The organism is Parendozoicomonas callyspongiae (genome assembly GCF_023502345.1).
GTDB lineage: Bacteria > Pseudomonadota > Gammaproteobacteria > Pseudomonadales > Endozoicomonadaceae > Sansalvadorimonas > Sansalvadorimonas callyspongiae.
Genome location: NZ_JAMFLX010000003.1, coordinates 70,996 through 89,093, shown reverse-complemented (window position 1 = coordinate 89,093; position 18,098 = coordinate 70,996). Strand labels below are relative to the sequence as shown.

16 protein-coding genes are annotated in these 18,098 nt (G+C 50.6%); 5 read left to right on the top strand and 11 right to left on the bottom strand.

Going from position 1 to position 18,098, the window contains the following annotated elements; all coding sequences use genetic code 11:
• Positions 1 to 34: 34 nt before the first annotated feature.
• The 9 genes from M3P05_RS03010 to napF all read right to left on the bottom strand — a co-directional run bounded on the left by M3P05_RS03010 (position 35) and on the right by napF (position 8,366).
• Complete coding sequence (locus tag M3P05_RS03010) at positions 35 to 1,801, bottom strand: SGNH/GDSL hydrolase family protein (protein WP_249697754.1); 1,767 nt, start codon at positions 1,799 to 1,801, stop codon at positions 35 to 37.
• Between the two features lie 174 nt (positions 1,802 to 1,975).
• Positions 1,976 to 2,104 (bottom strand): TIGR02808 family protein, encoded by a 129-nt coding sequence (locus tag M3P05_RS03005; RefSeq protein WP_249697753.1) that lies wholly within the window; start codon positions 2,102 to 2,104, stop codon positions 1,976 to 1,978.
• Positions 2,105 to 2,116: 12 nt separating this feature from the next.
• Entirely contained in the window at positions 2,117 to 2,710 is a 594-nt protein-coding gene (locus tag M3P05_RS03000; protein ID WP_249697752.1) for a cytochrome c3 family protein, read from the bottom strand.
• 51 nt (positions 2,711 to 2,761) lie between these two features.
• A complete protein-coding gene (locus M3P05_RS02995) occupies positions 2,762 to 3,220 on the bottom strand; it encodes a nitrate reductase cytochrome c-type subunit (protein ID WP_249697751.1) in 459 nt (152 codons plus the stop codon).
• 11 nt (positions 3,221 to 3,231) lie between these two features.
• Positions 3,232 to 4,167: a quinol dehydrogenase ferredoxin subunit NapH gene (gene napH, locus M3P05_RS02990; protein WP_249697750.1), complete on the bottom strand. Its 936-nt coding sequence runs from the start codon at positions 4,165 to 4,167 to the stop codon at positions 3,232 to 3,234.
• Positions 4,164 to 4,925 carry a ferredoxin-type protein NapG gene (gene napG, locus M3P05_RS02985; protein WP_249697749.1) on the bottom strand — a complete coding sequence of 254 codons (762 nt, stop codon included), beginning with the start codon at positions 4,923 to 4,925 and terminating at the stop codon, positions 4,164 to 4,166. The genes napH and napG overlap by 4 nt, the downstream gene beginning before the upstream one ends.
• 53 nt (positions 4,926 to 4,978) lie before the next feature.
• The gene (napA, locus tag M3P05_RS02980; RefSeq protein WP_249697748.1) at positions 4,979 to 7,558 is read right to left on the bottom strand and encodes a nitrate reductase catalytic subunit NapA; all 2,580 of its coding nucleotides are present in this window, start codon (positions 7,556 to 7,558) and stop codon (positions 4,979 to 4,981) included.
• Positions 7,555 to 7,863 (bottom strand): chaperone NapD, encoded by a 309-nt coding sequence (locus M3P05_RS02975; RefSeq protein WP_249697747.1) that lies wholly within the window; start codon positions 7,861 to 7,863, stop codon positions 7,555 to 7,557. The genes napA and M3P05_RS02975 overlap by 4 nt, the downstream gene beginning before the upstream one ends.
• Positions 7,860 to 8,366, bottom strand: a complete 507-nt coding sequence (gene napF, locus M3P05_RS02970) for a ferredoxin-type protein NapF (RefSeq protein WP_249697746.1) — start codon at positions 8,364 to 8,366, stop codon at positions 7,860 to 7,862. The genes M3P05_RS02975 and napF overlap by 4 nt, the downstream gene beginning before the upstream one ends.
• Before the next feature lie 281 nt (positions 8,367 to 8,647).
• Between napF and M3P05_RS02965 the strand changes: the two genes are divergently transcribed.
• Positions 8,648 to 10,477: a histidine kinase gene (locus M3P05_RS02965; RefSeq protein ID WP_249697745.1), complete on the top strand. Its 1,830-nt coding sequence runs from the start codon at positions 8,648 to 8,650 to the stop codon at positions 10,475 to 10,477.
• Complete coding sequence (gene narL / locus M3P05_RS02960; protein ID WP_249697744.1) at positions 10,452 to 11,090, top strand: two-component system response regulator NarL; 639 nt, start codon at positions 10,452 to 10,454, stop codon at positions 11,088 to 11,090. Before M3P05_RS02965 ends, narL begins: the two co-directional genes overlap by 26 nt.
• Here the strand turns inward: narL and M3P05_RS02955 are convergent.
• The gene (locus M3P05_RS02955) at positions 11,068 to 13,101 is read right to left on the bottom strand and encodes a hypothetical protein (protein ID WP_249697743.1); all 2,034 of its coding nucleotides are present in this window, start codon (positions 13,099 to 13,101) and stop codon (positions 11,068 to 11,070) included. The two genes, narL and M3P05_RS02955, sit on opposite strands and share 23 nt — an antisense overlap.
• Positions 13,102 to 13,437: 336 nt before the next feature.
• Positions 13,438 to 15,612, bottom strand: coding sequence for a hypothetical protein (locus M3P05_RS02950; protein ID WP_249697742.1), 2,175 nt, complete (start codon positions 15,610 to 15,612; stop codon positions 13,438 to 13,440).
• 353 nt (positions 15,613 to 15,965) lie between these two features.
• On the opposite strand from M3P05_RS02950, the gene mreC reads away from it, so the two are divergent.
• The 3 genes from mreC (at position 15,966) to M3P05_RS02935 (ending at position 18,090) form a co-directional block, all read left to right on the top strand.
• A complete protein-coding gene (gene mreC / locus M3P05_RS02945; protein ID WP_249697913.1) occupies positions 15,966 to 16,907 on the top strand; it encodes a rod shape-determining protein MreC in 942 nt (313 codons plus the stop codon).
• Positions 16,904 to 17,389, top strand: a complete 486-nt coding sequence (mreD, locus tag M3P05_RS02940) for a rod shape-determining protein MreD (RefSeq protein ID WP_249697741.1) — start codon at positions 16,904 to 16,906, stop codon at positions 17,387 to 17,389. Before mreC ends, mreD begins: the two co-directional genes overlap by 4 nt.
• Before the next feature lie 68 nt (positions 17,390 to 17,457).
• Entirely contained in the window at positions 17,458 to 18,090 is a 633-nt protein-coding gene (locus tag M3P05_RS02935; protein WP_249697740.1) for a Maf family protein, read from the top strand.
• Positions 18,091 to 18,098 lie beyond the last annotated feature (8 nt).

Here is an 18,098-nt window from a genome sequence, read left to right as displayed (position 1 = left end):
AGGTAACTGGGGCATTACCTGCCTTTTTCTTCGATTAAGAAGATTTTTTTCCTTTGTCAGCTTTAGCCTGCTCGAAGGTATAGTTATCAGGGCTGCAGGGAACGGCAAATTGCTTCTGCATGATGACACAGGCCTTGGCAGCAATAGCGTAGTGTGCATCTGAGCTGGGATGAACACTGTCGGCAAAGAACTTGGTTTTGCTTTGCTCGGGTTGAATATTCATACCTTTAATGTGGAAGGTATCTGCAAATCCTTTGTTCTTTTTCAGTTCTCTAAGAACAAAGTTATCAGGCTGGGCTGAATCTGCTGCTGATGCTCTTTCTACAGGGCCATCCGTTCCAGGGACGGCGATATCAAGAATGGGGTGACTGACATCCCAGCGGTCTTCCTTAAGCAGCTCTTTAAACATGCGTGCACCGTCTACTGTCACCAGCTGGTAACCATTGTCACCATGGTATTGTTCCCGCAAAAGGTTCAGACGCATGATCAGGCTGGTGTTGTATTTCTGTATCAGGTTGGAAATATGCAGGGACTCTTTATCCTTGGGCTTGGATGGATCGGGATGATAGCGGGGAGTATCAGAAATATCCGGCAGCAGAACAACGGCTACCCGGCGGGCACCTGCATCAAGAATCTTCCATACATCCCGCGCATGTTCCTGGGCAACTTCATCAGGATCTGACCACTTATTCAGGAAGTCGTTGGCGCTGTTGAAGAAGACAACCAGAGTGTCATCTTCGATAAGGACATCACCAGGGTTTGGTGTGTGACCATGCTCCTGGGCAAAGATATTGCGGCGCTCATTGAGATAAGACTGCACAATCAGGCCTTCACAGGGAGGAATAAGGCTGCCCTGGAAGAACATGGTTGCACCGCCTGTTATCCCGTCGGTGAGTTCAGAAATGATATGCAGGCTCTCAGCCTTGTCCTGAGCGCAGAGGGTCCAGCTTCCTGCCATGGCCCGGTTGTCGAGGGTCACCTTGTGATCCTGTGTCGACATCATCTTGTGAAGATATTCCACCCATACCTGATCAACTTCTGTTGTGGTGGTCCATTTACCTGGTATGTAGTAATTGGGGTCGGGTACCAGTGGAATCTTGTCGGCAAACTTGCTGGTGATTTTTATCAGCTGATCATCACCGGCATCAAGAATGACATTGGCAAGATCCTTTTCAATAAAGTTAATAAGGTAACTCACCTGTTTACCTAAAGACTGGAACAGACTTCGTTCCGTAGAGTCCTTATCCATTTTCTCAAGACGGCCTTCAATCCAGCGTGATGCTCTATTCAGGGGCTTAAGAACGGCCTTATCAATACGGTCTTCTGAAGCATCCATCGCCTCAAGAACATTAACCAGAATATGACCTAACCCTTCAACAATTCTGGTTTTGACTTTGTCAAGCAGGCGACCCAGGTAACCCTTTGCTTCACTTTTACGAAGAATCTCTTTCACCGTGAGATCGAAGTTGGCCTGAATATTATCCAGCGTTGTCTGCCGACCGATGATCTTGGCCAGGTCCATGGGATAACGGGTCGTGCCATCAGGAAGAGTAATCACTTCTCCCCTTAGTGTTTTCAGAAGGTTGAAGGTTGAAAGTGCGGATTCTGCCGGATGGTAGGAGTCACCGTTACTGTCGCTAAGACTGTCACCAAAAACCACAATCTTGTGGGGTCGCCAGGGAACGGGCTGGGCCGGTATTGGTGGACTTATTTCGGGGTCTTTTGCCAATGCTATGATGGCAACGGATAGCGTCAGGGGGAGGAGTAAAGCTTTTGCTTTGCGGGCACTTGGACGTGACATATCCGGTACAACCCTTCTGGTGAGTATCGGGAATGTTTAGCACAAAGATTCTATTTTGCTTTTTGATTACCAGAGACAACTTCCGAGAGGGATGAGCTGGAATAAAAAAGCCACTTGCCCAATACATTGAACAAGTGGCTTTTCTTCGTAAACAAAGGACTTAGCTGTATGGCTTTATTTTCTGCCAGTGAGTTCCAGCAGGAAGCAGGCCACAACCGCTGTACCGATAAACCCACCCAGTAAAATCATTGGCAGGGCGGAATAACCGAGTATGTACCAGATAACAGTTTCCAGTGATCCCATAATGTTCCTCCTTTAGCCTCCCCAGCCATCGACATGACTCATGTCAGGCAGTTCGTGGGCAATACCCTTGTGGCAGTCGATACAGGTCTGGCCATTCTTTTGCGCTTTTTCGTGCAGAGTAAAGGCACGGTTTGACTGTTCAGAGTAATCCATAAACTCGAAGTTATGACAGTTCCGGCATTCCTGCGAGTCATTGGCCTTCATCCGAGCCCACTCTCTTTCCGCCATTTCAAGCCGGTGGTCGAGGAACTTCTCGCGGGTATCAATGGTACCTGCAATCTTGCCCCACAGCTCCTTACTAGCCTGGATCTTGCGCACCATCTTTGGTCCCCACTCTTTGGGAACGTGGCAGTCAGAGCAGATAGCCCGGACACCGGAACGGTTGCTGTAGTGGATAGTGGACTTGTACTCTTCGTACACATTGTCCTTCATCTCGTGGCAACCAATACAGAACTCTTCCTTGTTGGACATTTCCATACTGGTGTTAAAACCACCCCAGAAGATAATACCGGCTGCAAAACCGAACAGCAGTATCAATCCCAGCGCTACTGATGTCGGACGCTTAAGCATCTTCCAGTAGCGTTTTATAAATAATTCCTTTGCCATTGCTTTCACCTGGATTCGTTTTTGTCCAAACCTTCTACCAGCTCAGGGCTGTTAGTCGAGAGATTCAACTGGCTTGAATTTGTTTTCGATCAGCGGCTTGGCATCGACCTGAGGTACGTGGCACTGCAGGCAGAAGTAACGGCCTGGGGCAACGTCAGCCAGCACCTTACCATCACGGTTCTTGAAGTGGGTGACGCTGATGCGCGGAGCATTCCACTTCTTGGCGTTTTTCCAGCTGTGACAGCTTAGACACTTGTTAACGTTCTTATCGACCTGGTAGCCACGGATATCGTGTGGAATCAGTGGAGGCTGATCGACAAACTGTCGGTCAAGGTTGCCATCTGTTTCCAGAATCTTTTTCAGGGCTGGTGCAGGTGCTTCCTCGTTCAGTACACCGCCGCGCAGGCTGGTGCCGTCGGCAAAGGCACCGAAGCTCAGGCAGACCGCGATAACGGTCAGGAAGCTTTTCAGAAATTTGCTTGGAGATTTTAAGTGTAGGTGTGTACTCATGGCGTCTTAACTCACTTGGCCAATGATCTTTTTGTTGCCCTGCTCGTGTCCGGAGCCTGGCGGCTAAATTTGATATTCATTTGAAAATCGAAAACCTGCTTGGCGCAGACATCAATGCAGCGTCCGCAGCGGGTGCAGTCCCTCTTGTTTAAAACAGAGGGGTTCAAAACAGGACCGCCACCCTTGGCAGGTTTCAGTGCAATCGGAAGAATCTGGGGTTCAGGGCAGACAGCATAACAATCCATGCAGTCATCACATTGCTCGCGTCTGCTTGCGTTGACTTTTACCGGACTGGCTTTTCCTATCAGGCTGTAGAAAGCACCCAGTGGGCAAAGGTGGCCGCACCATCCTCTCTGACTGACCAGAAGATCAAACAGAAAGATAGCAACAATCAGCATCCAGCCACTGCCCATACCGAAGAGCAATCCGCGATAGACTTGGGAAACCGGATTGACTATTTCCCAGGCCAGTACACCGGTTACCAGTGGCAATACCAGCACCAGGCCAAGCAACCAGTAACGGGCAGTGCGTGGCAGGCGATGGCTGGTACGGATATCCAGCTTGCGTCGTAAAACGCCAGCCAGATCGGTCACCGGATTGATTGGGCAGACCCAGCTGCAGAAAGTGCGTCCGCCAATCAGCCAGTAAAGACCAGCGACCAGCAGAGCGCCTGCAGCGGCGGTCAGTCTCAGCGGGTGCAGAGCTGCCAGGGTTTGCAGGGCCAGCAGTGGGTCTGTCATCGGTACCGTATCGAGAATACGGCTGGACGACAGGTTGCCATCAATCAGATGGATACCGAGCCAATTTGCTCCGAGCCATGGAGTCAGCAGGAACAGTGCAAGAACAGTGATCTGGGACAGGCGGCGCAGGATCATAAACCGGTGGGCGTGCCACCAGCCTAAGGTTTCTGACGCTTCTTGTCCTGGGTTGCGCTTTTGCTTGCTCATAGCTTGGTTCCCTCCGGCAGACGATCCGGAAGATCCAGCAGATCAGGAATCAGAGGTTTGCCGGCTTTCTCAGCTTCCTCCCATCCCAGACGGTAATGATGACCCAGCTCTCCCATAGCCAGGTCTCTTGGCATAACCTTGATCGCTGCTTCTTCCAGTACGCAGGCTTTCTCGCATTTACCACAGCCGATGCAGACATCCGGATTGACGACTGGTTCGAAAGAGGTGTGAGCACCGGTACGCTCGTTATGGGTTCGCTTTAGGGTGATCGCTTCATCAATCAGCGGGCACACCCTATAGCAGACTTCACAGCGCAGCCCCTGCAGACTCAGGCAGTTCTGTCTGTCGATCAGAACCGCCAGTCCCATCCGGGCTTCATTGATATCATCAAGATGATGATCAAGAGCACCGCTTGGACAGGCTTTGGCGCAGGGAATGTCTTCACACATTTCGCAGGGAATTTCCCGGGCATTGAAGTAAGGCGTACCGATCGCGATTGGATCTTCCGGTTTCGCCAGCTTCAAAGTATCCCAGGGGCAGTCGCGCACACAGAGGCCGCAACGCAGGCAGGCTGCCAGAAAATCATCTTCCGGCAGCGCACCGGGCGGACGCAGAGCCTGGGCAGCATGGACTTTCGACTTTTCGGCAATATACGTCAGCCCCAGGCCTAGCAGGCCTGTTGCACAGGCAGCCTGTGCGGTGCCGGTCAGAAACCGGCGCCGGGATAACGTTTTGTTTTTGTCGTTTTTCTTGTCCATGTCCATACGCTCCTGTTAAGCGCCCCGCTCTTGAATAGCTCCAGATACTTAAATCAGACCGCTACGATCTTCACTGCGCACTTCTTGTAATCCGTCTCTTTGGAGAGCGGATCAGTAGCATCCAGAATAAGCTTGTTAACCAACTGGCCTGCATCGAAAAACGGCATAAATACCAGGCCTTTTGGTGGACGGTTACGGCCACGGGTTTCAACACGGGTACGAACCTCACCGCGACGGGAAACAATCTTGGCTTCCATACCGCGGCGCAGACCACGTTCCTTGGCATCTTCCGGGTGCATGTAAACAACAGCATCCGGGAAGGCACGGTACAGTTCAGGTACACGTCGGGTCATGGAGCCGGTGTGCCAGTGTTCCAGAACGCGGCCGGTGGACAGCCACAGGTCATACTCTTTGTCCGGAGACTCGGCGGGTGGCTCATAAGGAACAGCGAACAGCCAGGCTTTGCCGTCAGGCTTGCCGTAGAACTTCACTTCCTCGCCAGCCTTCACATAGTGGTCATAACCTTCACGGAAGCGCCACAGGGTTTCCTTGCCGTCAATCACCGGCCAGCGCAGACCGCGTGCCTTGTGATACATATCGAATGGTGCCAGGTCGTGGGCCTTGCCACGGCCGAAGGTGGCGTACTCTTCAAACAGGCCTTTTTGGACATAGAAACCGAAATGGTCATTTTCCTGGTTCATACGACCCTTGAATTCGGAAACCGGGAACTTGTCGACCTGACCGTTCTTGAACAGTACGTCGTACAGAGTCTTACCACGGAATTCTGGTGCCTTGGCCAGCAGTGCGTCGGACCACACTTCTTCAACCTTGAAGCGCTTGGAGAATTCCATCAGCTGCCATACGTCGGAACGGGCTTCACCCTGAGGTTCAACCTGCTGGTACCAGAACTGGGTGCGGCGTTCGGCGTTACCGTAGGCACCTTCCTTCTCAACCCACATGGCGGTTGGCAGGATCAGGTCAGCTGCCTGACCGGTAACCGTTGGGTATGGGTCGGAGACAACGATAAAGTTGTCAGGGTTACGGTAACCAGGCAGACCTTCCTCATTCATGTTAGGAGCGGCTTGCATGTTGTTGTTACACATCACCCAGTAAGCGTTCAGCTTGCCGTCTTTCAGCATACGGTTCTGCAGAACGGCGTGGTAACCCACCTTGCCAGGAATAGTGCCTTCAGGCAGTTTCCAGACTTTCTCGGCGTAGTCACGGTGAGCCTTCTTCTTAACAACCATATCTGCAGGCAGACGGTGAGCGAAGGTACCGACTTCACGGGCAGTACCACAGGCAGATGGCTGGCCAGTCAGGGAGAATGGACCGTTGCCAGGCTCGGAGATTTTGCCGGTCAGCAGGTGGATGTTGTAGATGATGTTATTCATCCATACACCGCGGGTGTGCTGATTAACACCCATGGTCCACAGGGACATAACCTTGCGGTTCGGGTCGGCGTACAGCTTGGCCAGTTCTTCCAGGTTCTTTTCAGGAACCCCGGAAATTTCAGAGGCCTTCTCAACGGTGTATTCGCTGACAAACTTGGCGAACTCGTCAAAGCTGATCTCTTTGGAACCACCGTTACCTGGGTTGGCAGCTGCCTTTTCCAAAGGATTCTCAGGGCGCAAGCCGTAACCGATATCGGTCACACCCAGGCGGAAGTGGGTGTGCTTCTTGATAAAGTCTTTATTGATCGCATCGTTCTGGATCAGGTAGTTACAGATGTAGTTACCAATGGCCAGGTCAGACTGCGGAGCAAAGATAATCGAGTTGTCAGCCAGTTCAAAAGAACGATGCTTGAAAGTCGACATGACCGCAACTTTCACATGCGGGTTGGAGAGAGCACGGTCGGTGATACGGGACCACAGGATCGGGTGCATCTCTGCCATATTGGAACCCCAGAGTACAAAGGCATCTGAGTGTTCGAAGTCGTTGTAGCAGCCCATTGGCTCATCGATACCGAAGGTACGCATAAAGCCACCTACGGCAGAAGCCATGCAGTGACGTGCGTTTGGATCGATATGGTTGGAACGGAAGCCAGCCTTGTACAGTTTGGAAGCGGCATAACCTTCCCAGACAGTCCACTGACCGGAACCGAACATACCAACGGCTGGCATTTCGTCTGAGTTACGGGTCTTAGCGATGGCGTCTTTCCACTTTTCGGCCATGATGTCGAAGGCCTGATCCCAGGAGATGGGAGTGAACTTACCGTTCTTGTCGTACTTGCCGTCAGTCATCCGCAGCAGAGGCTGGGTCAGACGATCTTCGCCGTACATGATCTTGCCAAGGAAGTAACCCTTGATGCAGTTCAGACCCTTGTTCACCGGTGCTTCCGGATCACCCTGAGTCGCAACTACTCGGCCATTCTGAGTACCAACCAGCACGGAACAGCCGGTACCGCAGAAGCGGCAGGGGGCTTTGTCCCAGTGGATATCAGTCTCCTTGCTACTGGTAATCAGGTTAGTGGCCGAAGCCGGCATACTCATGCCAGCTGCTGCTGCGGTGGCAGCTACGGCGCTGGACTTGATAAAGTCCCGGCGGCTTTGAGGTGCAAGGCTCTTGAGTTTATTCACAGCCTTGTCTTTCAAAGCTATCTCTTTAAAAGCTATCTCTTTAAAAGAGTGTTTCATGCTTCACTCCAGTCATCGTTGTGCGTGTAGACCAGCGAAGTGGATAACACCCCCTCCACATGGCTGATGGCTGTGATGGTATCAACCATCGTTTTCTGTCCGGGCATCTCTTCAACGGTGACGACCAGCTTGCCCTCTGGTGCGGCTCCGTGAATTTCCACGCCGGTTAGATTCTTTAGTTGCTCTTGCACGCTCTCAATTTTGGTAGGAGAGGTGTGGACGATAAGTCCGGTCAGTGAGCTGAACTCGCTATCTGTGCCTTCGGCACTTTTCATCTCGCTCATGGCGCCTTTAACCTCGCTCATGGCTGCTCCGTAGAGAGTTTCATGGCAACGGCTGAAACCGGGCAGCTGGAAACACATGCTCCGCAGCCGTTGCACAAATCAGTATCCAGGTTTGGCAGGGCGACTCCGCCCGGTGCCAGGCGAAAAGTAATGGCCTCGACTTCACACTGCTCGCCGCAGGTACGGCAGTGCACTTTATTTTTTGCAAGGCATCTGTCGTTGATTGTGGCAGTGATGTTCCAGGGCTTCTGCTGACTGTCTGTTTTCAGCAAGGCTTTCGGGGAACAGCTTTTCACACAGGCTTCGCAGAAAGTACATTCAGCCTGCGAAAAGTCTGCTATCGGATATCCACCATCACCTTTTTTCAACAAATTGGTTTCACAGGCATCAATACAGTCGTTGCAGCGCACACAGGTATCGAGAAATTTGTTTTCAGGTAAACTCCAGGGTGGACGGATGCCTCCCACCCGGTTGATCCGGCCCCGGAATAAGTTTCTGCGAGATTGGTTAACTGCCTGCTGCATGTGCCCTGAATGTGTCACTGTTTTAAGTCGACGTGGGGCAGATAGTAATGCTGTAAAACCTTAGTAAAAGAGGGGGGAATCGCGCGTTATCAGTTCACTTTATTCTTGCGTACCTCTTTATGGGTAGAGTAAAACAGTGAGGTGTAGGGTAAAACTCCACGGAAATCTGATAATTGCGCCTTTGGGTGGATGAGTGTGGCTCCCCACATTTTTACTGCGAGGCAATGGTGGTAGTTACAGAAAAGTGATCAGTTATTGATGTAGATCAAGCACTATTTTCTATGACTTTAAGGCGTAAGCTTCTTCTTATTCTCCTGTCCAGTTCATTGCTGGCAGCTTCAGTGATCAGTACGTCACTGTGGTTTGCCAAAATAACCGAGACAGATGCAGCCGCTATCAATGTGGCTGGTTCCCTGCGGATGCAGTCCTGGCGGCTTGCTGAGCACGTTGTTGTTCCTGAACTGGTAACAGAGGACATTCTTGTCCCCCTTGTTCAGATATATGACAAAAGCATTCACCATGATTCTCTTGCGCTTCTTGCTGACTGGAGTAACCCGATTGGGGATCAGTACCGGCAGATTCTGAACGAGTGGCAATACATTATGCGGCCCCGTCTCCAGCGCGGAGATTTCCAGGCCTACGTGGTGCAGGTGCCGGATTTCGTCGATCGAATCGATGCCATGGTTAATGCCCTGCAGGAAAATACCGAACGCAAACTGAAAGGGCTGTACATTGCCATGATTGTGGCTCTGATTGGCCTGGCGTTTTTTGCTGTGTGGATGTTCCGGGATGTGCGCAAGAGCTTTCTGGAACCGATTGGAGCCTTGGCGCAGGCTGCCAGTAAAGTTGGTCGCAGGGATTTTGATATTGATCTTCCGTACAACTCAGGAAATGAACTGGGGCAGCTGACCGGTGCCTTTAACCATATGGCAGGTGAGCTGAATCAGCTGTACCAGGGGCTGGAAAAACAGGTCGAGATTCAGACACTGGCTTTAAGCCGCTCTAATGCTGCCCTGGAACTGCTTTATGCCAGTTCACGTTCTCTGGAGAATAACCCTTTTGACCGTACCAATATGGTCTCATTGCTGGAACGCTGGCAGAAACTACTGAGACTGCAGGGGTGTTATCTCTGTCTCTCAGGAGCTGCTGGAAATGACAACCTGCAGCGTGTTGAGCCTGAAACCAGCTTGTCAGTCAGCTGTGATGGCGGGCGCTGTACCAGTTGCCTGGTTGAAACAAAAGACCATGCCATTCCTGTTGGCGTCGGGTGCCCGTCTGGAAGCAATCATTTTCCGGTTTCTGTCGCCAAGAAGGATAACCAGTGCTTTGGTTTCCTGCGGGTGATTCCGGCACAGGGTACCCAGTTAAGTGATGAAGAACGACAGTGGCTGCAGGTCTTTGTTGATATTCTTGCCACAGCTTTGAGTCAAAGCCGGCAGCGCGAAGATGAACGACGCCTGCTGCTTATGGAGGAGCGGGCGGTTATAGCGAGAGAGTTGCATGACTCCCTGGCACAGGCTCTATCCTACCAGAAAATCCAGATTGCCCGCCTGCGCCGCCAGGTTCCGGAAGAGGGTACGGCAAAAGAGATTGTTGAAGATCTTCAGAGTGGTGTCAGCAATGCCTACCGCCAGTTACGGGAGCTGCTGGTCACCTTCCGTCTGTCGATGGCAGAAGGATCACTGAAAGACAACCTTGAACGTACACTGGAAGAGTTCAACAGCCGTTCTGCCGAAACCCGGTTTGAACTGGACTACCGTATCCGTTTCCGCCCCGTAGATGCCCATCAGGAAATCCACATCCTGCAGATTATCAGAGAAGCTCTGAGCAATGTGGTCAAACATGCCGGGGCAACACTGTGCCGGGTCAGTTGCTATCAGACAGAAGGTCAGGAAATTCTGGTTACCGTTGATGATAACGGTAAAGGAATTGATAAAGACCCGGATCGTCCGGGGCACTACGGTCTGACTATTGTTCGAGAGAGAGCCAGCAGTCTGAATGGTGATGTTGCAATGGTGCCATCGCCACTGGGTGGAGCCCGGGTCCAGCTTCGTTTTAAAACTGTTTATACAGAGAACCAGAATAATGCCGTCGAAAGTCTTGCTGATTGATGACCACCCTCTGTTGAGGCGCGGTTTACAACAACTGATCAATGATGACCCGGAGCTAGAAGTGGCCGGGGAGGCTGGTGATGGCAAGGACGGGCTGGAGAAAGCAAAAAAGCTTGACCCAGACCTGATTCTGCTGGATCTCAATATGAAAGGCATGGATGGTCTGGCAACGCTGAAAGCGATTCGTGATGCAGGTATAACTACCCGAGTGGTTATGCTGACAGTCTCTGATCATCAGGGAGATGTCGCTGCTTTATTCAAGGCGGGTGCAGATGGCTACCTGCTGAAGGATATGGAGCCCGATGAACTTATCAAAAACATTCATCAGGCTGTAAACGGTCAGCTGGTGGTTGACGAGCGTCTGGCTGAGGTTATGGCATCACTGCTCAGGCACGATACCGGTACCGGCGATCAGCTCTCTACCCTGACAGCGCGCGAGTGCGATATTGTCTGGCTGATTGCAGATGGGCTTTCTAACAAGATGATTGCCCGTGAGCTGAATATTACCGAGGGAACGGTGAAGGTGCATGTGAAGCACCTTTTAAAAAAGCTTGGCGTACGTTCCCGGGTAGAGGCGGCTATTTTAATGGTCAACAAAGGGAAGCGTCCTTGAGGGCGTGATTCTTGTAGAGAACGGTGAAGTCTTCGTTAATCAGGTGGCCACCAGGCAATTGGAAGCAGGTACCATCTGCGCTCTCCAGTAGTGTGCCATCTTCATTCTCAAGCACCTGGGGCATATATACCTCTCTACCGAGGCCATGTATGTAAATATCTTTAACAAAACCACAGCTTTCCAGTGAAGTTGCTTTCTCGTACATCTCTATCGCACGAAGAGCCGGATGAGCATGCTGATAAGGCCTTTTCTCCTCGGCAAAACGCTTTGTGAAAAGCGGAGCGGCATGTGTCCCGATTTTTATCAGATCTTTATAATTGGAGGAAATGATGGATACCTCCAAGGCATTGATCTGCCGGGAGACTGTTCGCAAAACTTTACGCATTTCCTCTTCGGTTGTGTTTGTCAATTCGCCAGGATAGAAGAGCCTGTGGAACAGTTTGCCCAGAGTGTCAGGCTGCGCTTTGTCTGCGCAGAGAGCGATGGAGCGGGACAGGCTTTGTGAACTCAGCAGGCCAAAAGTTGTGTTAGGGGCATTGAGTGTGAGACATGGCCGCAAGATTGCCTGATCCCCAAGGTGGCTGTTCGAGTATGGTGATAAACATGCCAAATCGAACAGGTTAGGCCAGAGGTTTTCGTCAAAGCCTCCATGATATGGGCTGAGAATTTGGGGCAAAAGCCTGTCATTCATCAGGCCTTTGTCGCGCAAGATGGCCATTTGCAAATCATGAACATTCTTGGTGTGAAAAATGGCACAGGAAAGAGCGTGGTCGCGAAAACTTCCATGTTCAGCAGCAATGATATCGGCTTCTAAATGATCTACGAACCCCAGAAACAGCGGACTTACTCTGCCATTTTTCCCTGCGGCCAGCGCGAGGCTTTGGTACAGTTTATGCGATTTGATCCAGTCATCCATTTTGGTACCAGTGGCATCATCATGTTTGACTCTTGGGCAGGGGTAGTAAGAGCCTTTGAGACGTTCTTGATGGGCTATCCCCTGAGCTTCAGAGAATACCTTTGAGGCGACTTGATCTTGTTTTGAACTGGACACGTCTTCAACAGCACGATCTCTGACCAGCTTATACTCAAGTTCCTCGTGAAAGTCATGATGGGGGAAGCTGGTATCTGCCTCTCCTGCCCCGGTGGCCTGTTTCTGAAAGATATCAATAATCTTCTCTCCAAGCTTGGCTAACTGGGGCACATAATCCATAGGTTCATGAAGATAGCGAGAAATTTCCATACAGCGTTGAGATAACTCTGGGGCAACTGCTATGGCCAGTTTTCGATATTCATCAATCATGCTGGCTGCAATGTCAGAGTTGCGGAAAGGGTCATTGGAATATTGAGAATGTTTTTTTCTATTGACTGAATGTATCTTATCTTCGACAGTTGTTTTTAACCGCTCTTGTTTCTGTGCCGATGTTGTTCTTCCACCGGAAACTGGCTCGGGGTTGCAGCTATAAGCAGTCAGGATATCTGTAAGAACTAGAAATTCGTGCTGAATTTGCCGCTCTTTCAGGCAAAGCTGTGCAATTCCGTCCGGACATGTAAGTAACTCCAGCAAGCTTGCCATAATGGCATCAGGGTGGCTGCCATCTTCAGTAAATATTACTGGTGGAGTTGCGGAATAGATATTATTGATCACATTTCTGTCATGGATAACAAAACGCCCGTAGATCAGCTCTGGAGAGTTTGCGTGTATTCTTGAATAGTCTGCAGCGCGCAAGCGTAAACGCTGGCCGGTTTTATTGAGGGCTGACAGTAACTTTTGGGTTTCCTGATTGTTTAAATCCAGCCCAAGTTCCAAGTTATCTGAATGTTTGTCGTTGAACTCAGTAATTACCTTCCTGGCTTGTTCTTCGGTCATGTCCTCATCAAGCGGAATATCAAACAATGCCATCACCGGCGCACGGCTGGGTGGAGAATCGCCTCCCTGGGTTGAGGGCGTACCGGGGTACAGGGGAGCCAGTCTGTCAGCCAGAGTCTGGCCTGGAGGTAAACCTATCCTCACAGCTCTTGGCGTTTTTTGTGTACTGCTGCTTGTGGAGATGGTCAGGGCAGGTTCAACTGAAATTTGCTCAGGCTTTGATAGAGGAGCGCCCGTAACCGCTATACCTTTTGTGTTTTGGTCTGTGGATGTAAATTGACACTCTTCTATTTTCGCAATTTTTACCGGTATAGAAACAAATAAAGCTTCCCTTTCTTTATTGTTCGACGGGTTTGGTCTTTTTCTTGGGCTTTCAAAATCTATCCTTGCATTAGACTCCACGGCTGTACTTCCTCCGGGCATATTATTTTTCTACATGAGTGCAGACGTGCCCTGCGGCTGCTGGACTCAGGTAAAGCTTCAATCCAGCGAGTGATTCTTGTAGAGAACGGTGAAGTCTTTGTTAATCAGATGGCCACCGGGCAGCAGGTAGCAGGTTCCATCTTCGCTCTCCAGCATCGCGCCATTTTTATCCCGAAGCACCTGGGGCTCATACACTTTTCTGCCAATGTCTGTTATCTCGCTATCCGCAATAAAATTGCAGTTTGCTACATCGGATGCTTTTTCATACAGTTCTATGGCACGCCGGGCCGGACTGGTCTGCTCAAAAGGCCTCCCTTCCCTGGTAAAGCGCTCTGCGAAAAGTGGAGCTGCATATGTACCGATTTTTTTCAGATCTTTGTAATTGGAAGAAATGATGGACACTTCCAGCGCATTGATCTGCAGGGAGAGCATTCGCAAACCCTCACGCATCTCTGTTTCGGGTGTGTCTGTCATTTTGTCAGGCGAGCAGAGCCTGTGGAACAGTTTACCCAGAGTATCAGGCTGGGCCTTGTCTGCGCAGAGAGCGATGGAGCGGGACAGGTTTTGTGAACTCAACAGGCCAATAATTATGTTAGGGCTATTCAGAGCCAGGCTGGGGCGCAGAATCACTTGATCACCGAGGTAGCTGTCTGTCTCTGGTACCAGACAGTTTGCATCGAACAGGTTGGGCCACAGATTATCATTGCCATTTTCGACGCCCAAAGGGCAGAGTATCTGCGGTAAAAAGCTGTCATCCATTAATTGCTTGTCACGCAGAACAGCCATCTGCAAGTCGTGGACATTTTTGGTGTGAAAGGGGTTGCAAGATAAGGCGTGATCCCGAAAGCTGCCATACTGAGTAACAATTACATTCGCCTGTTTTGGCTTGAGAAATCCAAGAAACTGTGGGCTTACTCTGCCGTCTTTCCCAGCTGCCAGTGCCAGACTGTGATGCAATTTATGTTGACTCACCCAGTCGTCCATTTTGGTGGAACCATCCAATTTGTCTGTGTTGACAATGGGCTGGGGGTAATATGACCCACGAAAGCGTATTGGCAGCAATGTGGCTTGTGTCTTGGATATTTGACAACAGTAACCTCTAAGCGCAGGGCTAATATCTTGATTAACGCGATCATTAGTCAGCTTAAAGTTAAACTCATCGCCAAAGTAATAATGAGGGAAGTTTGAATCCGCAGTTCCCGATCTAGCTGTCTGCTGTTGAAAAACGGTTATAATCCTTTGTCCAAGATTGGCCAGCTGGGGCAGAAATTCAATAGGGTCATGGAGATAATGGGAAATGTTTACGCAGCGCTGGGTCAGCTCCGGGGCAACCTCCATTGCCAGTTTTCGGGTAGAATCAATCAAGCTGGCGGCCAGATCAGGATTGATATGAGGTCTTTGACTGTAAAGACCACTTCTATTGAGCTGAATTGGCTCCAGTGAGTTTTTGACGGCCTCGAACTGTTGTTTGTCCGGCGGTAACAGTTTGTTATTATAGTAATCATTCTTATGCTTATTTATGTACGCTCCCAGGATATCCTTAAGTACGGAAAGCTCATGGTGTTCTTGCCGCTCTTTCAGGCAAAGTTGTGCAACCCCCTTCTCGCATGTGAGTAGTTCCAGCAAGCCTGCCATAATGGCATCGGGATGGCTGCCGTATTCAACATATGTTGTTGGAGAGCTTGGAGAATAGCTACTATTGACCACATTGTTGCCATCGATAACAAACCGCCCGTAGATCAACTCTGGAGCGTTTGTGCGTATCCTTGAATAGTCTGGAGCACGCAGGCGTATACGCTGGCCGGTTTTATTGAGGGCTGAAAGAAACTTTTGGGTTTCCTGGCTGTTTAAATCCAGCTCAAGTTTCGGAATGTGTGAATATTTCTTGCTGAACTCAATAATTACCCTTCTGGCTTCCTCCTCGGTCATGTCCTCATCAAGGGCAATATCAAACAATGCCATCACTGGCGCACGGCTGGGCGGAGAATCGCCTCCTTGGGTTGGGGGCGTACCGGGGTACAGGGGAACCAGTCTGTCAGCCAGAGTCTCATCTGAATATAGACGTATCCTCACGGCCCTTGACGTTTTCTCTATACCTTCTGGTTCTGGTTGTTTTTCCAATGAGCTATCTGAAGGGTTAGTCAGGGCAGGCGTAACAGGGATTGTCCGGGGCAGTGATTGGGCCAGATTCGCAAGCGTTATATCTCCCGGGCCACTGGGTGTGAATGTCAATTCAGAGCTTTCTGTTTTTGCAGTTTTTACCGTCTTTGGGTCAAGTAAGGATCCCTTTTTTTTTTTCATTGTCAGGTGGGCAGTCATGACTTATATTTGGCGAAGTGCTTCTACTGTGAATAACAAAATCCATACCTGCTTTTCCCCGATATTTTTCGATGATTGCGCATTAGAATAACGTGTGGCCAGTTCAGTTCCGCTTGAAGTAATACGAGGGCTAACTGAGTGGTCAGTTTCTGGGCGATTTTTATTGATTTTCGTGCTGGCCAATCAGTGAGCTAACGGTAAGAAAGCATTCAAATTTCGGAAATCTATCGGTTTCCCCTTTCCGCATTGCCTGTTAGACATTTACAATAAGTAATTTTGGACTTGGAGCTTGCAGGAGCACTCCCATTAATCCCATATTTCGCAAGGGGCAGGCCCTTGGTGCCCGTTTTACCTTTCTACTGGCACTCTCCCTGGCTCTGATATTTGTTGATCATCGCTTTGATTCCCTGGTGCAGGTGCGCAGCTGGTTATCCGTTCTGGCCACCCCGGTTCAGCTGTTGGCGGATACACCTGCCCGCCTGGTCGGTAATGCCAGCCTGATGGTCAGTTCGCGCAGTGAACTGGCGCAGGAGAATGCACGCCTTAAGGCCCGCAGCCTTATTCTTGAACAGAAAATCCAGAAACTTGCATCGTTGAATGCTGAGAATGTCAGGCTTCGTGAACTTCTGAACTCTTCCCGTCTTGTTGATGAAAAAGTTGTTGTTGGTGAGCTTGTCGGCATTGACCCCGACCCGAATGTGAAACAGGTCGTGGTCAACAAAGGTGAGCGCGACGGAGTCTACATTGGACAGCCATTGCTGGATGCTTCAGGTGTTATGGGGCAGGTTGTTCAGACAAGTCCTTTTACCAGTCGGGTGATTTTGATTACCGACAGCAGCAGTCGTATACCAGTGCAGGTGAACAAGAATGGATACCGTGCGATTGCAGCCGGTAACGAGTCCGGTACTGAGCTTGAACTGCAGCATGTTCCGGCAACGGCGGAAATTGCAGAAGGTGATCTGCTGATCACTTCTGGCATGGGGCAGCGTTTCCCTGTTGGTTATCCTGTGGCTGAAGTCACTGAAGTGACGCGTAACCCTGGAGAACCGTTCCTCTATATCCGTGCTGAACCTTTGGCCCGCCTTAACAGAAGTCGGCTGGTTATGCTGGTTTTCTCAACCGAACGAAATGGACTGGAGCATAGAGCTGATAATAACGGTAATGATCTAGCTGCTCAGGAAGGGCAGGAAACGGAGGTTAAGCAATGAGACATTCTTCTCATGCGCACTGGCTGGTATGGCTGACGCTGTTGATGGCAGCCGTGTTGAGTCTTCTGCCACTGCCTGCCTGGTTGTCCTATGCACGCCCATCCTGGATACCGCTGGTAACTATCTTCTGGATTCTGGTGTTGCCACAGTATTACGGGCTGTTCTTTGCCTGGGTACTCGGTATTGTGATGGATATTCTCTATGGCACGGTCTTTGGTCAGCATGCCATGGCCATGCTGTTTATGGCCCTGGCGGTGAACCAGCTGCACCGCAGACTGCGAATGTACCCCTGGTGGCAGCAGAGCTTTATGGTGCTGTTTATTACCGGTCTTTATGAGCTTACGGTGATTTGGGTGGGCAGTGCGACAGGAAGACTGTCACCGTCCCTGCTATACCTGCTGCCAGCTGTGACCAGTGCTCTGTTGTGGCCGTGGCTGGCTGCTGTTATGCACAGTTTTCGCCGTCGCTTTATCGTTATTTAAAAATCAACAGAACCCATTAGGACTCTGTTGATTATTTTTGAGCTGTTTTTCCGCTCAGGACTGTTTGTATGGCAAATGTCTCTTTTCTTTATCTGGCCTCCAGATCTCCCCGCCGCAGGGAGCTGCTGACGCAGGCCGGAATACCATTCAGGCTGGTGGATATCGAGATCGATGAGTCGGTCTTGGAAAATGAAAGAGCCGCCGACTATGTTGAGCGGCTTGCCCGAAGCAAAGCCGAGGCCGGCTGGGCAAAATTGCAGGATACCGGAGGCGCTGCCGCCCCTGTTCTTGCAGCAGACACTACGGTTGCTCTTGGCGGGAAACTGCTGGGAAAACCAGAGAATGAAGATGATGCCGTTGAGTCACTTATGCACCTCAGCGGTCAGACCCATGATGTACTGACAGGCATAGCGCTTTGTGGTGACCTGGGGGATGGACTGGATGTTGAAACCCAGGTTGTGACCACCCGGGTACGCTTCAGCCATTTCTCTATTGAGGATGCCCGGCGTTATGTAGCGACAGGGGAGCCGATGGATAAAGCCGGTTCTTATGGTATTCAGGGGTTTGGTGGAACACTGGTAGAGAGTATTGACGGGAGTTATTCCAACGTCGTTGGCCTTCCATTGAAGGAAACAGTCGAGTTGGCAGGGCTTTTCGGCGTACCATACTGGCAAAAGCTTTCAGGTGACCAGACCGTGTAACTGGTTGC

Coding starts and splice junctions, on each gene's coding strand:
- napF (WP_249697746.1), bottom strand. CDS start 8,366: ATGCAGCAGGCAGTTAACCAATCTCGCAGAAACTTATTCCGGGGCCGG.
- M3P05_RS02995 (WP_249697751.1), bottom strand. CDS start 3,220: ATGAGTACACACCTACACTTAAAATCTCCAAGCAAATTTCTGAAAAGC.
- M3P05_RS02975 (WP_249697747.1), bottom strand. CDS start 7,863: ATGAGCGAGGTTAAAGGCGCCATGAGCGAGATGAAAAGTGCCGAAGGC.
- M3P05_RS02965 (WP_249697745.1), top strand. CDS start 8,648: ATGACTTTAAGGCGTAAGCTTCTTCTTATTCTCCTGTCCAGTTCATTG.
- napH (WP_249697750.1), bottom strand. CDS start 4,167: ATGAGCAAGCAAAAGCGCAACCCAGGACAAGAAGCGTCAGAAACCTTA.
- napG (WP_249697749.1), bottom strand. CDS start 4,925: ATGGACAAGAAAAACGACAAAAACAAAACGTTATCCCGGCGCCGGTTT.
- M3P05_RS03010 (WP_249697754.1), bottom strand. CDS start 1,801: ATGTCACGTCCAAGTGCCCGCAAAGCAAAAGCTTTACTCCTCCCCCTG.
- narL (WP_249697744.1), top strand. CDS start 10,452: ATGCCGTCGAAAGTCTTGCTGATTGATGACCACCCTCTGTTGAGGCGC.
- M3P05_RS02935 (WP_249697740.1), top strand. CDS start 17,458: ATGGCAAATGTCTCTTTTCTTTATCTGGCCTCCAGATCTCCCCGCCGC.
- napA (WP_249697748.1), bottom strand. CDS start 7,558: ATGAAACACTCTTTTAAAGAGATAGCTTTTAAAGAGATAGCTTTGAAA.
- M3P05_RS03005 (WP_249697753.1), bottom strand. CDS start 2,104: ATGGGATCACTGGAAACTGTTATCTGGTACATACTCGGTTATTCCGCC.
- M3P05_RS03000 (WP_249697752.1), bottom strand. CDS start 2,710: ATGGCAAAGGAATTATTTATAAAACGCTACTGGAAGATGCTTAAGCGT.
- mreD (WP_249697741.1), top strand. CDS start 16,904: ATGAGACATTCTTCTCATGCGCACTGGCTGGTATGGCTGACGCTGTTG.